The organism is Tenacibaculum sp. Bg11-29 (assembly GCF_002836595.1).
GTDB lineage: Bacteria > Bacteroidota > Bacteroidia > Flavobacteriales > Flavobacteriaceae > Polaribacter.
In genome coordinates, this window is sequence record NZ_PJBB01000003.1 from 356,319 (window position 1) to 369,988 (window position 13,670).

Here is a 13,670-nt window from a genome sequence, read left to right on the forward strand (position 1 = left end):
TTTTGATTTCTCAAAAAGGAGTTTTAATATATTACTTGCAAAAAGATTAATCATTTAGCTTTAAAACTGCCATAAATGCTTCTTGTGGAATTTCTACATTACCTACCTGACGCATTCTTTTCTTACCTTTTTTCTGCTTCTCTAATAATTTACGTTTTCTAGAAATATCACCTCCATAACATTTTGCTGTTACATCTTTACGTAATGCTTTCGTTGTTTCTCTGGCAATAATTTTTGCTCCAATTGCAGCTTGAATAGGAATATCAAACTGTTGTCTTGGTATTAGTTCCTTTAATTTTTCTACAATTTTTTTACCTATCACATAAGCATTGTCTGCATGTAATAATGCAGAAAGTGCATCAACAGGGTCACCATTTAATAAAATATCTACACGAACTAATTTCGATTCTCTCATACCTATCGGTGCGTAATCAAAAGACGCATATCCTTTAGAAACGGTTTTTAATCGATCGTAAAAATCGAATACTATTTCTGCTAAAGGCATATCAAAAGTCAGCTCTACTCTTTCTGTTGTTAAATATGTTTGATTTACTATCTCTCCTCTTTTCTCAATACAAAGCGACATTACTTGTCCTACAAAATCAGATTTTGTAATAATAGAGGCTTTAATAAAAGGCTCTTCTACTTTCTCTAATCTCGATGGGTCTGGTAAATCTGTTGGATTATTTAGCAATACAATTTCCTCAGGATTTTTCTTCGTATATGCGTGATAAGAAACGTTAGGAACCGTGGTAATCACAGTCATATTAAATTCACGTTCTAAACGTTCTTGAATAATTTCCATATGTAACATTCCTAAGAATCCACATCGAAAACCAAAACCTAAAGCTACTGAACTTTCTGGTTGAAATACCAAAGAAGCATCATTTAATTGTAATTTTTCCATCGAATTACGAAGTTCTTCGTAATCTTCAGTATCTACAGGGTAAATACCCGCAAAAACCATTGGCTTTACATCTTCAAAACCATCAATAAGGCTTTCAGTTGGGTTTTCAAAATCAGTAATAGTATCTCCTACCTTTACTTCTTTTGCAACTTTAATACCTGTAATTAAATACCCTACATCTCCTGTTTTCACTTCTTGCTTTGCCTCTTGCTCTAGCTTTAAAGTACCAACTTCATCTGCTTTATATTCGGTACCCGTTGACATAAACTTAATACGCTGATTCTTTTTAATAGAACCATCAATTACTCTAAAGTAAGTTTCAATTCCTCTATAAGAATTGTAAACTGAATCAAAAATTAATGCTTTTAAAGGTGCATCAGGGTTTCCTTGTGGTGGCGGTACTTTAGCTATAATAGCAGCTAAAATATTACCAACACCAAAACCTGTTTTTCCACTTGCATGAATTACATCTTCTGGTTCACAACCTAATAAATCTACAATATCATCAGTTACCTCTTCTGGGTTTGCCGATGGTAAATCAACTTTATTTAATACAGGAATAATTTCCAAATCATTATCTAAAGCTAAATATAAATTAGAAATTGTTTGTGCTTGAATACTTTGTGCAGCATCAACAATTAGCAATGCTCCTTCACAAGCTGCAATAGAACGAGAAACTTCGTAAGAAAAATCTACGTGACCAGGTGTATCTATTAAATTTAAAATATAATCTTCACCTTCGTGAGTATAATTCATTTGAATTGCATGCGATTTAATGGTAATACCACGTTCACGCTCCAAATCCATACTATCTAGTAGTTGAGATTTTTTTTCTCTCTCAGTTACAGCTCCAGTATAATCTAATAACCTATCGGCAAGTGTACTTTTACCGTGATCAATATGTGCTATAATGCAAAAATTTCTAATTTTCTTCATTCGTCGTATTTCTAACCTCTTATGACTGCAAAGATACTTTATTGTAAAACGTTGTACAATTAAAAATTTATTCAATAAAACTCTATTCCAAAAAAGACAAATTTAGTCTAATCTAAATTAATTTTTAGATTAGACTAAAAATTAATTACATTTGCCTAAAAATAATTAAATACCATGTTAAAATGAGCGACACCTGTATAACTCAAATAGAAAATTATTGGAAAATAAAAACTAAAAATGCTACAAATTTATTTAATCAAGGAAACTACCACGAAGCATTAACCAACTATAATGATGCCCTTTACCGAGCAGAGGTACTAACAAAAAATACAAAATTTTGTAAAGGTGTTGGCATTCCTTTTATTCAAGTTTATATAATTTCATGTAATAACCTTGCCAACACCTATAAAAAACTAAATGAACCGGAAAAAGCTATTAAAATGATAAAAAAAACGGTTTATTATTTATTGTATTTAACAAAAAATAATCAGAGTAATATGCAAGAAATTCAATCAGAGTTACGAAAAGCAACCATCAATTATTTTAATCTTACAAAGACTATTAAATACACAGATAACGAAGAGTATTTAATGTTTGTTTTAAAAGAAAATTATAAAAACCCAACCCCTACTCGTAATACTCGTCACAAAAACACTAAAAATGCATAAAAAAATAACCATAATCATTGGTAGTTTACGTAGAGGTTCTTACGCACGCAAAATAGCACTAAATGTACTCGATATGTTTCCTGAAGATTTCGAAGTAAAAATTATTGAGATCAGGAACTTACCATTATATAATTTCGATTATGACGACCCATTAGAAACCGATTTCCCAATACCTAAAGAATATACAGAGTTTCGAAACACCATAAAATCCTCTGATGGAATTCTATTTGTAACCCCAGAAAATAATCGCACAATCCCAGCTTGCTTAAAAAATGTTGTTGATATTTGCTCGAAACCCAATCATGATGTAGCCTGGAAAAACAAACCAAATGCAATTATAAGTCATTCGGTTGGAAAAATGGGCGGCTACAGCTCACAAAAAAATCTTCGCTTAGCACTATCTTACTTTGATATGCCAACTGTTCAACAACCTGAAGTCTTTTTAGGTAACTCCCCGACTTATTTTGATAAAAACGGAACTCTTAGCGCGGTTCGAACCAAAAAGTTTTTACAAGATTATATCAATAGATTTAGCCAATTAGTTAAAAAATAAGAATCAGTAAAACAATTCTCCATAACAACGTCAAACTTGTTGTGGCGAATTTAATTTCTATAAATTGTTACAACGGAATCAATAAAATTAAACCCTAGTAGCTTTAGAACCTAAATAATTAGCTGTTATCCCTTTACCCAAAATAAATATCAGAAAATAAAACTATATTTCTGTTCATAAAGACAAACCAAAGATGAATACGAACGAAGTTTATCCCAAAAAATATATCCTTGGACTATTTTCTTAGGAAATAATGGTTATGTAAATTTACATAACCAAAGCTATTTCTTCTACGAAAACGCAACCTTACCAATCTAAAAGTCGTTATTCAACAATCCCATTTATTCTACAAAATTATTTAATTCCAATTACGAATTCAAAGTTCGTTTCAAGATAGAAAAAGGCAACTTTCAGTGATATGAAAACAACAATTAATCAGCTTTACATCATTTAATTTGTATGTAGGTCGTTAATAAAAAGTTTTCTAGAAACACCCCACTTGACTCGAAAGAAAACACCTACAATAACGAAAGATTAATGCAACCCCAGTTTAGTTTAAACGAAAAAAATAAAATAGAAAACTAAATAAATCAAATTTTGATTCCTTTTTTCATTCTTAAAAATAAAAACTAACTTTGCCACATGGTAAAAATTGGAGATATAGAACTTCCTGATTTCCCGCTATTATTAGCACCGATGGAAGATGTGAGTGACCCACCGTTTAGAGCTTTGTGTAAAGAGAACGGTGCTGATGTGGTTTATACTGAATTTATTTCTTCGGAAGGACTGATTCGTGACGCTGCAAAAAGCGTAATGAAATTAGATATTTACGAAAAAGAACGCCCTGTTGGAATACAGATTTTTGGTGCCAATTTAGAATCGATGCTAAAAACTGTTGAGATTGTAGAAAAATCGAACCCTGATATTATTGATATTAACTTTGGGTGCCCTGTTAAGAAAGTAGTCTCTAAAGGTGCTGGTGCAGGAATTTTAAAAGATATCGATTTAATGGTATCACTTACTGAAGCCATGGTAAAACACACCAATTTACCGGTTACCGTAAAAACTCGTTTAGGTTGGGATCATGATTCTATTAAAATTGTAGAAGTAGCTGAACGCTTACAAGATGTTGGTTGTGCTGCAATTTCTATTCATGGACGTACTCGTGCACAAATGTATAAAGGTGATGCAGATTGGTCGTTAATCTCTGAAGTTAAAAATAATCAAAGAATGCATATTCCTGTGTTTGGTAATGGTGATGTTACTTCACCAGAGAAAGCAATGGAAATGCGTGATAAATACGGATTAGATGGCTGTATGATTGGTAGAGCGGCTATTGGATACCCTTGGTTTTTTAACGAAGTAAAGCATTATTTTAAAACAGGTGAATATTTAGCAAAGCCTACAATTTCACAACGAGTAGAAACGGCTCGTAGACATTTACAAATGGCTATTGATTGGAAAGGCCCTGTTTTAGGAGTTTTTGAAACTAGAAGACATTATACAAATTATTTTAAAGGAATTCCTCATTTTAAAGAATACCGAATGAAAATGGTAACGTCTGATGATGCAAAAGATGTTTTTGCTGCTTTTGATGAAGTGGAAGCTAAGTTTGGGAATATGATTATTCCAGAAATTAGGTAAATCTATTTCTCAATAAATTTCTTAGATATTCTTGAACTTGCTATTCTAGCTGCTATATAACCTAGCGTTAAGATTGTAATAATAATAGTTAATAAATTCATCCATCTAAATTCAACAGGATATGCAAAATTTTCGGTAATCATGAACAATTCGTAACGCTGTTGAATTAAAACCAAAATAATACCTAAAACCAATCCTACAATCATACCTACAATTGTTAATAAAAAACCTTGTAGTACAAATATTTTTTTTATCTGATCAATACTAGTTCCTAAGCTATATAAAGTCTTAAGATTTTTACGCTTGTCAATAATCATCATAATTATTGACCCAATTACGTTAAACAAAGCAATCGCTAGTATTAACGTAAAAATTAAGTAGGTAATAAATCTTTCGGTATTAATAACTTTGTAGTGTAGCGAATTTAACTGAGCCCTTGTTTGCACGTTAAAAGCAGCTCCTAAATGATTTTGTAATTGTTCTTGAAAATCATCTAAATCGATCCCTGATTTTAGCTTAAGCGCTATTCCTGAAATTTGATTTTCATCATAGTTCAATAATTCTTGCGCTAAAGACAACTCTGTAAAAACATATTTATTTTCAAATTCTTCTGCCCCAGAATAGGCGCCAATTATTTGAGTAGACACAGATTTATAAGCATTATTTGCATTTACAAAACCCTTTCCTGGTTTTGGCACTAAAATCTGTAAAGGCTCACCAAAATTTAAAATACTTAACGACAATTTATATGAAATTCCGTAACCTATAACAGCTGTATTTTTAAACTCAGGATCAATCCAAGTCCCCATCGTTAATAGAGAATCAGTAGGAATAACGTTTTTATAATTTTCATCAACTCCTTTTATGTATGCTACTTGGCTTTTATTTTTATATTTTAAAAAAACACGCTCTTCTATAATTTTTGAAACTGCACTTATTTCAGTATCCTGAATTAATTTTTGATGAACTTCCTCTGAATATTTAAAAGACTTCCCTTTAACCGTTGTTATTTTTATATCAGGATCAGATACGCTAAGCATAGCCTCGCTAAATGTTCTTAATCCTGAATATCCAGATAAAATAACGAACAACGCTAACGCTCCTATAACAACACCAAAAACAGCAATAAATGTAATTATATTTATTGCGTTTGTGCTTGTTTTAGAAAACAGGTATCTTTTAGCTATGTATAAAGAAAATTTCAAAATTATTAATAAATCTTAGTTAGCAATGTAAACAAAATTCATTAACGTTTTTGACGACGTGGTAAAACATCAGGATTTTTAATTGGATCTACATCACCTCCTTTTAAAGAGTTATCAATATCTTCAATATAATCTAAACTATCATCTCCAAAAAATAACAACTCTGGCATTCTTCTTAATTGATGTCTTGTTCTTTTCGCCATTTCATAACGAATTGATGATGTATTAGATACCACACCTTTTATAATTTCATCTCTTTTATCAGAAGGAAAAACGCTTAAATAAACTTTAGCTACTCCTAAATCGGCAGTTACCGAAACTTTAGATACCGATATAATCACTCCCTTCATTCCATCTTGTGCAGCACGCTGTAAAACATCTACTAGATCTTCTTGTAATACTCCTGCAATTTTTCGTTGCCTATTCGTTTCTTCCATGCTGCAAATTTAAGGAAAAATTACGGAGTGTAAATTTTATTTTTTATTGCGTACATTACTAACCCTACTCTGTTTCTAACATTTAGTTTGGTAAACAAACTATCTCGATAACCATCAATCGTTTTTGGACTTAAAAACATCTTCTCTGCTATCTCTTTATAGGTTAATTCCGAACAAGCTAACTTCATAAAAACCAATTCATTTTCTTTAAATGAAATGCTATTTTTACTGTTTTTTCCTGATACAGAATCTAATAATAATGTGGTAACATTTCTTGTATGATAAAAACCATTGTCCATCATTTCTAGTAATGCTCTTTCTAGCACTTCTTTTCGAGTGTCTTTAAGTAAATAACCGACTGCACCTGCCTTTAACATTTGTAAAATTGTATTATTAGCATCTTCAATCGACAACGCCATTACATGCACTTCTGGATGATGCGTTACAACCCATTCGGTAGCATCAATACCATTCATTATAGGCATGTTTACATCCATTAAAACAATATCTGGAATGTTTTTTGGTGATTCAGAAAATTTATCGACAACTTCTTTACCGTTTTTACACGTGTACAATACTTTAAATTTACTAAAAGTATTTACCATTCCTTCAATAGCTTGTGATAATAGTGTATGATCATCTACAACAACAACTGAATACTTCATAGTTACATAGGTTTTATAGGGAATACCCTATACTTTTTAAATATAATAATTTATTATTAATCTTGTTCCTTTTTCTGGTTCTGATTTCAATGTAGCTTTTGCGTTTATCAACTCTGCTCTGGCTTTAATATTCTGCAAACCAATACCATTAATACAATTTTCTTTCACTTTAAAACCAACTCCATTATCTTTTGCTATAATATCGATATAATTTTCATTATAATGTAAAAAAACATCGAGTTTGGATGCTTTTGAATGTTTTATCGTATTAGAAAAAAACTCTTGCAACATTCTAAAAATTATAATGCCGTGTTTTTGGTCTATTTCTATTTCTTCTCCTGTAATAGTTAAACTCGACTCAATATAATTTAAACGATTAAAACGCTCAATCTCTAATCTTAAAGCTTCCTTTAATTTTATATTATTAATAAAATCTGGGTTTATAGACTTCGACAAGGCTCTTATTTCCGTTAAACTTTTTGTAATTATTTCGGTTATTCCATGCATATTATCTGGCGTTGCATGTTGTAACTGTATTTTAGCTAAAGTTAAGAGTTGCCCAATATTATCGTGCAACTCCCAGCTAATATTCCGTAGTGTTTCTTCTCTTATTTCTATCTGTGTTTCTGCGATTTCTCTTTCAAAACGTTTTTTTATAAGGCTCCTTTCTTGTAACAATTTATTTTTACGTCTCTGAAAAACAACAAAAAGCACTATCAAAGAAATAGTAATAAAAACTATTATAAAAGTTGATATCAATACAATTAGCTCACTTCTTTCTTGCTCCATAATAATCCGTATATAAAACAAAGGTGTGTTAATATAATTATAAAGTGCTGAATATAAAACAACTCTCTACTCTCTAATCCAATTATATAAAAAACCGCTTGAAAAGGTATTGATGTTAAGTAGTATAATAAAAAACCTACCGTTATCCAAAAGGACACTTTCCCTTCATAAAATATAATCTTACTAGAATTCAACAATTCTTTTAAATAAAGAATCATAAAAGAACTTACTATAACTGCCCCTATTATTACTGTGTAGTTCTGCAAATCAACAAAAACAAAACTTAAAAAATAAATAATATTAAACATTACAAGAAAAAAACTTATTGACTTATGAGATTGATTTTCATAAGTTAATTTCCAATAAATTATACCTAACAAATTAAATTCAAAAAAAGTATAAAAATTATATAATTGAATTGCATTTATTTGATACCCCCTCAAAACCTGCCCTAAAGTTTCGACTAACACAACCAGTACAATGTAATAAAAGAAAAAATTATAAAAAGGGATCTTAAATTTTTTTCTACTAAAAAATGCAACTACACCAGTTGTAATCTCAAATAAATAACTAAAATCTGTAAGTAAATTCATTAAATATTAATATGGAGGTGAAATTTGACCTCTATTACCGAATCCGCTATCATCACTCACAATTATTACATCATCATCTCCACCTCTCAAATTAGCTTCTTGTTTTTTTACAGTCTTTAAACTATAATTATAATCTTTTCTTTTTCCTTCTTTATAATCTCCTTCGGTATCGTAAATCCAATTATAACCATGCTTCTCTAACATTTCTTTAAACGTTACTAACTTTCCTTGCTTGGCACTCTGCAAAGGATCATATAAAACATCCGCCCCTTTAATAGTTGTAGATGGCACATAAATTAAACCACTATATTCTTTTCCATTTTTCTCATGCTTCTTTGCACTAGCAATAAATGAAATTCCTGTCATTTTTACATTTGCTTTTTTACTCAAGTTTTCAACATGTCCTAAATATTTTTTAAACTGAATAAAATCAAAGGTTGTAACACGAGAATCTTCATATCCTAAAGCACCTTCTAAAGGCTGTATTCTTGTAGTGTCATAGCGTTTTAGCATATCAATAACCTCCGAATAGCTTAACATTTCTTTTGTTCTTCCTTCATCTTTGTAACAAAAAATTCCTTTTTCATTTGCATTTTCTAAACACTCTTCAGTTGTACATTCCTTGCAAAAAATGCTTCTGAATATTTCAATTAATTTTTGAAATATATTTTTTTTACTCATAATAAGTTTGGTTTTAATTCTACCCAAATATACACTCTTGTTTCCCTTAATAACAAATCCTTTTTTTAACAAGCTAAGTAAATCAAGCGTTTACATAAAAAAATCAGGAAAAACACCCTAGATTTAAAAGCTAATAACCTAGAAGGTTTACATCGCTTTTACTCTTGTTTTCTTTGTAAAAAAAAAGCTAACAAATTAGTTTGTTAGCTTTTTTTGCTTTGACAATTATTCTCAAACATTAAAGAGGAGGAGAAATAGTTCCCCTATTTCCAGTACTACTCTCTAAATCTTTCATACTTTCTCTTTTTAGAAAATTTTGTTGTACTTTTTTAGAAAGCTTGTTTCTGTTTTCATAATCTTCTTTACTATCATACACCCAATTGTAACCATAATCCCCTAACATTTCTTTTACTGTAACTACGTTACCTTCTGAAGATTGCACCGGGTCAAAGTTTATGTTCTTACCATTAATTTCTGTAGTTGGCATAAATACCATCGTTTGATAATTAGGTACTCCATGTGTTGTATTTTCAGGATATGATGCCGATACAAAGTTAATTCCTGTTATTCTAATTCCTTTTTCTTTTGATAATGTTTTTACATACGCCAAATAGTTTTCAATAGTTTCTATACTAAAGTAATTCATACGAGTATCTTCATGCCCTAATGCTTTTTCTAATATAGGTTTTCTTGTTTCATCATAATGTTCTAACATAGGTACCAGTTCTTTGTAATTTAGGGCATTGTAAGGGCGAGATACTTTTGCACCCACCTCTTTTGATGCTTCATCTAAACTATCTTGACTACAAGATGTAAAAATCATGGTAGCCAATGTTGCTACTACTAAAAATTTGTTTTTCATAAAAATTATTTTAAAAGTTTACAATTATTTTTTTGACTCACTATTCTTTCTAACAGAATACTACATACACAAAACATATACACCTTATATATTTACAAGATATAATTGTAATGTATGCTTAGATAAAAAGTCTGTAGGAAATTTTCATAGCAAATCCTAAACACCAAATATAAGTATTATTTTAATGACGTAATAATACGATATTACGCTAAAATAAAAGATTTATAACGGTTAGTGAGTAGTTACCTATATTCTAATTAAAACATCTTTAAAATGTTTGATTAAGCACAATCGAAACCTATTTTAACAGACTAATAATATTATAACAAGCAATATAAATCACATCAATATTCTTAAGATCATATATCTACTCATGAGTATTTAACTACTTAGCGCTGTGTATTTAAGTTAAAACTACAAAAAAACACCTACTTCTTTTTACATACCCAACCCCTCATTTACATCTAAATAAAAACAAAACTCTAAAAATATTTTTCACATAATTAATAGCTGCATTTCACTGCAGGAAAACCACTTTAAAAAATTACAGCTTATCACTTATGTTTTATAGTTAATCACACTACCTAAAAATTAAGTAATTGATAGAATTTTACACCTAGTTATTTCGAAATGCTAAAAGGCGAAAACCGAAAAGCCTAAAAATAAACAGAGTAGGTAAAAAATAAAATAACTATGTCAAATATATCGAGATATAACCCAGGCCAAGAACTTTCTAGTTTAAACTTCGGTAATTTAATTGGAGGCCCATTAAGTGCTGTTGTAGAAGCACAAATTTTAGCTGCTGAATCTACCGTAAAATACATTAAAGATGTTGGTTTTGATGAAAATGGAGATCCTGAGTATGTAACCTTTACATATCCGAAAGAAATTTCTCCGTATCAATCAGGTACTCCACATAGCATAAATGCAAAAGTAGACAACCAAGGTAAGGGATATAATGTAACTCCTAAAATTGAAATCATTGGAGACGGTTATGGCGCCGTAGCAGAAGCTGTTATGGTTTCTGATGGTACAAATACTAGTGGTTTAAAAGTTGAAAGGGTTGTTATAACTAAACAAGGCTTTAACTATACTAATGTTAGTGAAATTAAAATATTACCTGTAGGTGGTACTGGCGCAAAATTTAATTTTAATGTTGCAAATATAAATACAGGAAATATTAGTAGTGTTACTATTAACGGAGCAAACTCAGGAGCAAACTATACGCATCCTCCTATTTTAAACGTTAAATTAAAACCTAGCAAAACAGGAAATGGTTCTGGCGCTATACTTGAAGCGGTAATTAACAAAGCTGGAGTGGTAATAGGCGTTAATGTACTTCAAGAAGGTTCAGAATATAATTCATCTGATTATGAAATAGAAGTTATTAACCCAACCTTTATTACTAATGCAAGTACATCTGTTCTATTTACTTCTGGAACCCCATCTACTGCTGCTCAGTTTTTAGATATGAAACTGGAAGTACCTTTATTAACGATGGTTCCAATTCCATACATAAGAGTTGAAGAAACTACAATAGAATTTAACGCAAAAATAAACTCTGTAGAAAAAATAAACTCTGAACGAGAAATTGATTTTAAAATTGGTTTAGAGTATGAAAATGAGAACAAATATTCTAGAAGTAGAAATAGTAAAAAGAAAGGTGTCAAAAAAAGCTATAAGAGTAGCGGAACAAGTAAAACAAAATTCAATGTTTCTGCTTCTTACAAAAGAAAGGATAGCAGAGGTACAGAAATTGACAAAACCTACACTATGGGGATTAGTGTAAAAGCTGTACAGGATGAAATACCAGCAGGTATGGAAAAAGTATTAGGTATTTTAGAAAATGCTATTATTTCACAACCATCTGCTTAAAAAATTAAATTATGCCAAATCAAGTTTTAAATTTAGATTTCAGGTCTTTGATAGGCGGTCCTTTGACCGCCTCTATCGAGGCTCAAAGTGATGCTGCACTAGCAACCGTTAGTTTTATTAATTCGGTAGGAAAAGATAAAGACGGTAAACCAACCACTGTTACCTTTAATTATGGTGATGGTAATGAAACAAAAGCATTTAATGTACCATTACTAACTATTATACCTATCCCTAATATTACCATAAAGGATATTACTATTGATTTTAATGCTAAAATTTCTTCTGTAGAAAAGCAGGAAAGTTCTTTAGCTTCAAAATTAGGTTTCGGACTAGAAATTGGTGCTGCTTATGGTGGATTTAGTGCCAAATTAAACGCTAGTTATTCTAGACAACAAAAATCTAGTAGAAGTGGCGAAAGAAAAAAGGAATATAACATGCATATTGTTGTAAAAGCTGGTCAAGATGATCCACCACCAGGTATTGACACGTTAGTAAACTTTTTAGAAACATTAGTTACTCCAGTAATAAGTACAGGAAACACAAACCCTACGAACCCAATAACACCATAAACCATGGCAACTTTAAAAGAATACTTAGGAACCATTGTTGCAGACATTAATCACGCAAGAAGTATTGCTGATATTGAATCTGCAAGAATGGCAAAACAATACGCAGCAGATGATATTCTACAATACTATTCTATACCAAGAATGAAAATGCAAGATGTAGAGTTAACAATCCCTGTAGGGATATCAAAAAGCAAAGAAAAAACAACAATTGATTACGAACCTATTGATAACAATTCCTTTTATAGTAAGACCTATTCATCTCTAAAGAATGTTTATAAAACAACATCTTTTGACACTTACCACTCTAAACAACTGTCAAGTGCAATAAAACATGAAATTCAGTCACTAGAAAAGGTATTAAAACTACGAGCAGATCAAAAATCTTCCTTAAAAGAATTCTGTAATCGGGTTGCAGAAATCGCTACAAAAATTATAAACACTCCTATTAAAGAATCTAAAAGCTACATTAAACAAATTCCTGAACCGTCGTATATATCAACATACCTCGTAGATCAACTGCAAAATGAAATAACACTCCCTAAAAAACACATAGAAGATACTGAGGTTATTACAGAATCTGATAAATTAAGAGAACTAAACCCTAACAGTATTATTCAAATAAAAATGAAAATTATTGAGCAAGGTATGGAATGGCATAAAATGGAAGACAGCAATGGAGAAATGGTTTCTAAACTAACTGTAGAATAATGATAAAATCATATATAAACACCTATGAAGGCTTAAAAAAATCGATTAATCAAATTCCAGATTTAGTAAACCTTTTAAGAGATAAAAATAAAAAATTTATTACTGACTTTGAACTTTGGTTAACTAATACAGAAAATTTCTTAAAAAAAAACAACTTCTCTGAATGCTCTGAAATGGCAGGGTTAAGAAGTAGGCTCTACTTAGTAAACTTCGAAGATATTAGAACTGTAAACAAAAAAAAGAAACAAATGGAAATTGGAGGGGAAATGGTCTACTCTGCTCAAAACCTAGTGTATAACCTAATTCAGCCTATTGAAGATAAAGTAAAAGAAGCCAAGGAATTAGCGAACGAGTTAGTCTCAATTGCTTACAAGAATAATATTATACAAATAAACCCTAATGAAGATTACACAAATTACATACACAGTTTGTGGAACCATCTTAAAACTCATGAGCAATTAAGTAAATATGCTCTTAGAATTACAAGTCTTATAGGTAATACTGATGCATTACGTTTTTTTGCTGAGGAGGTAAGTAAAGGGTAAATTATAAATCTTTTGTTTATTTTTACCCTATGA

General features: G+C 30.4%; 15 protein-coding genes. 7 read left to right on the plus strand and 8 right to left on the minus strand.

Annotation, left to right across the window (positions count from 1 at the left end):
* Window positions 1-46: 46 nt before the first annotated feature.
* Window positions 47-1,843 carry a translation elongation factor 4 gene (gene lepA / locus CXF68_RS01670; protein ID WP_101042623.1) on the minus strand — a complete coding sequence of 599 codons (1,797 nt, stop codon included), beginning with the start codon at window positions 1,841-1,843 and terminating at the stop codon, window positions 47-49.
* Between the two features lie 182 nt (window positions 1,844-2,025).
* Between lepA and CXF68_RS01675 the strand changes: the two genes are divergently transcribed.
* The 3 genes from CXF68_RS01675 to dusB all read left to right on the plus strand — a co-directional run bounded on the left by CXF68_RS01675 (window position 2,026) and on the right by dusB (window position 4,708).
* Entirely contained in the window at window positions 2,026-2,511 is a 486-nt protein-coding gene (locus tag CXF68_RS01675; RefSeq protein WP_101042624.1) for a tetratricopeptide repeat protein, read from the plus strand.
* On the plus strand, window positions 2,504-3,064 hold the full coding sequence (locus CXF68_RS01680) for an NADPH-dependent FMN reductase (protein WP_101042625.1): 561 nt from the start codon (window positions 2,504-2,506) through the stop codon (window positions 3,062-3,064). The genes CXF68_RS01675 and CXF68_RS01680 overlap by 8 nt, the downstream gene beginning before the upstream one ends.
* Before the next feature lie 642 nt (window positions 3,065-3,706).
* Window positions 3,707-4,708 carry a tRNA dihydrouridine synthase DusB gene (dusB, locus tag CXF68_RS01685; RefSeq protein ID WP_101042626.1) on the plus strand — a complete coding sequence of 334 codons (1,002 nt, stop codon included), beginning with the start codon at window positions 3,707-3,709 and terminating at the stop codon, window positions 4,706-4,708.
* A 2-nt stretch (window positions 4,709-4,710) separates the two neighbouring features.
* On the opposite strand, the gene CXF68_RS01690 is transcribed toward dusB, so the two are convergent.
* The 7 genes from CXF68_RS01690 to CXF68_RS01720 all read right to left on the minus strand — a co-directional run bounded on the left by CXF68_RS01690 (window position 4,711) and on the right by CXF68_RS01720 (window position 9,940).
* Window positions 4,711-5,913 carry an ABC transporter permease gene (locus tag CXF68_RS01690; RefSeq protein ID WP_101042627.1) on the minus strand — a complete coding sequence of 401 codons (1,203 nt, stop codon included), beginning with the start codon at window positions 5,911-5,913 and terminating at the stop codon, window positions 4,711-4,713.
* 41 nt (window positions 5,914-5,954) lie between these two features.
* Window positions 5,955-6,350 carry a 30S ribosome-binding factor RbfA gene (rbfA, locus tag CXF68_RS01695; RefSeq protein WP_028888400.1) on the minus strand — a complete coding sequence of 132 codons (396 nt, stop codon included), beginning with the start codon at window positions 6,348-6,350 and terminating at the stop codon, window positions 5,955-5,957.
* 20 nt (window positions 6,351-6,370) lie between these two features.
* On the minus strand, window positions 6,371-7,015 hold the full coding sequence (locus CXF68_RS01700) for a response regulator transcription factor (RefSeq protein ID WP_101042628.1): 645 nt from the start codon (window positions 7,013-7,015) through the stop codon (window positions 6,371-6,373).
* Window positions 7,016-7,051: 36 nt separating this feature from the next.
* Complete coding sequence (locus CXF68_RS01705) at window positions 7,052-7,804, minus strand: sensor histidine kinase (RefSeq protein ID WP_101042629.1); 753 nt, start codon at window positions 7,802-7,804, stop codon at window positions 7,052-7,054.
* Complete coding sequence (locus CXF68_RS01710; protein ID WP_101042630.1) at window positions 7,780-8,397, minus strand: hypothetical protein; 618 nt, start codon at window positions 8,395-8,397, stop codon at window positions 7,780-7,782. The genes CXF68_RS01705 and CXF68_RS01710 overlap by 25 nt, the downstream gene beginning before the upstream one ends.
* A 6-nt stretch (window positions 8,398-8,403) precedes the next feature.
* Window positions 8,404-9,078 (minus strand): hypothetical protein, encoded by a 675-nt coding sequence (locus tag CXF68_RS01715; protein WP_157821829.1) that lies wholly within the window; start codon window positions 9,076-9,078, stop codon window positions 8,404-8,406.
* Window positions 9,079-9,316: 238 nt separating this feature from the next.
* A complete protein-coding gene (locus CXF68_RS01720) occupies window positions 9,317-9,940 on the minus strand; it encodes a hypothetical protein (protein WP_101042632.1) in 624 nt (207 codons plus the stop codon).
* Between the two features lie 693 nt (window positions 9,941-10,633).
* Between CXF68_RS01720 and CXF68_RS01725 the strand changes: the two genes are divergently transcribed.
* From CXF68_RS01725 to CXF68_RS01740, 4 genes are read left to right on the plus strand one after another with little or no spacing between them, the layout of a single operon-like run.
* Window positions 10,634-11,815 (plus strand): DUF2589 domain-containing protein, encoded by a 1,182-nt coding sequence (locus CXF68_RS01725; RefSeq protein ID WP_101042633.1) that lies wholly within the window; start codon window positions 10,634-10,636, stop codon window positions 11,813-11,815.
* Window positions 11,816-11,826: 11 nt separating this feature from the next.
* Entirely contained in the window at window positions 11,827-12,384 is a 558-nt protein-coding gene (locus CXF68_RS01730) for a DUF2589 domain-containing protein (RefSeq protein WP_101042634.1), read from the plus strand.
* Between the two features lie 3 nt (window positions 12,385-12,387).
* Complete coding sequence (locus CXF68_RS01735; protein WP_101042635.1) at window positions 12,388-13,092, plus strand: hypothetical protein; 705 nt, start codon at window positions 12,388-12,390, stop codon at window positions 13,090-13,092.
* The gene (locus CXF68_RS01740) at window positions 13,092-13,637 is read left to right on the plus strand and encodes a hypothetical protein (protein ID WP_101042636.1); all 546 of its coding nucleotides are present in this window, start codon (window positions 13,092-13,094) and stop codon (window positions 13,635-13,637) included. The genes CXF68_RS01735 and CXF68_RS01740 overlap by 1 nt, the downstream gene beginning before the upstream one ends.
* The last annotated feature ends 33 nt before the right edge of the window (window positions 13,638-13,670 follow it).

Coding starts and splice junctions, on each gene's coding strand:
- lepA (WP_101042623.1), bottom strand. CDS start 1,843: ATGAAGAAAATTAGAAATTTTTGCATTATAGCACATATTGATCACGGT.
- CXF68_RS01675 (WP_101042624.1), top strand. CDS start 2,026: ATGAGCGACACCTGTATAACTCAAATAGAAAATTATTGGAAAATAAAA.
- CXF68_RS01680 (WP_101042625.1), top strand. CDS start 2,504: ATGCATAAAAAAATAACCATAATCATTGGTAGTTTACGTAGAGGTTCT.
- dusB (WP_101042626.1), top strand. CDS start 3,707: ATGGTAAAAATTGGAGATATAGAACTTCCTGATTTCCCGCTATTATTA.
- rbfA (WP_028888400.1), bottom strand. CDS start 6,350: ATGGAAGAAACGAATAGGCAACGAAAAATTGCAGGAGTATTACAAGAA.
- CXF68_RS01700 (WP_101042628.1), bottom strand. CDS start 7,015: ATGAAGTATTCAGTTGTTGTTGTAGATGATCATACACTATTATCACAA.
- CXF68_RS01705 (WP_101042629.1), bottom strand. CDS start 7,804: ATGGAGCAAGAAAGAAGTGAGCTAATTGTATTGATATCAACTTTTATA.
- CXF68_RS01710 (WP_101042630.1), bottom strand. CDS start 8,397: ATGAATTTACTTACAGATTTTAGTTATTTATTTGAGATTACAACTGGT.
- CXF68_RS01715 (WP_157821829.1), bottom strand. CDS start 9,078: ATGAGTAAAAAAAATATATTTCAAAAATTAATTGAAATATTCAGAAGC.
- CXF68_RS01720 (WP_101042632.1), bottom strand. CDS start 9,940: ATGAAAAACAAATTTTTAGTAGTAGCAACATTGGCTACCATGATTTTT.
- CXF68_RS01725 (WP_101042633.1), top strand. CDS start 10,634: ATGTCAAATATATCGAGATATAACCCAGGCCAAGAACTTTCTAGTTTA.
- CXF68_RS01730 (WP_101042634.1), top strand. CDS start 11,827: ATGCCAAATCAAGTTTTAAATTTAGATTTCAGGTCTTTGATAGGCGGT.
- CXF68_RS01735 (WP_101042635.1), top strand. CDS start 12,388: ATGGCAACTTTAAAAGAATACTTAGGAACCATTGTTGCAGACATTAAT.
- CXF68_RS01740 (WP_101042636.1), top strand. CDS start 13,092: ATGATAAAATCATATATAAACACCTATGAAGGCTTAAAAAAATCGATT.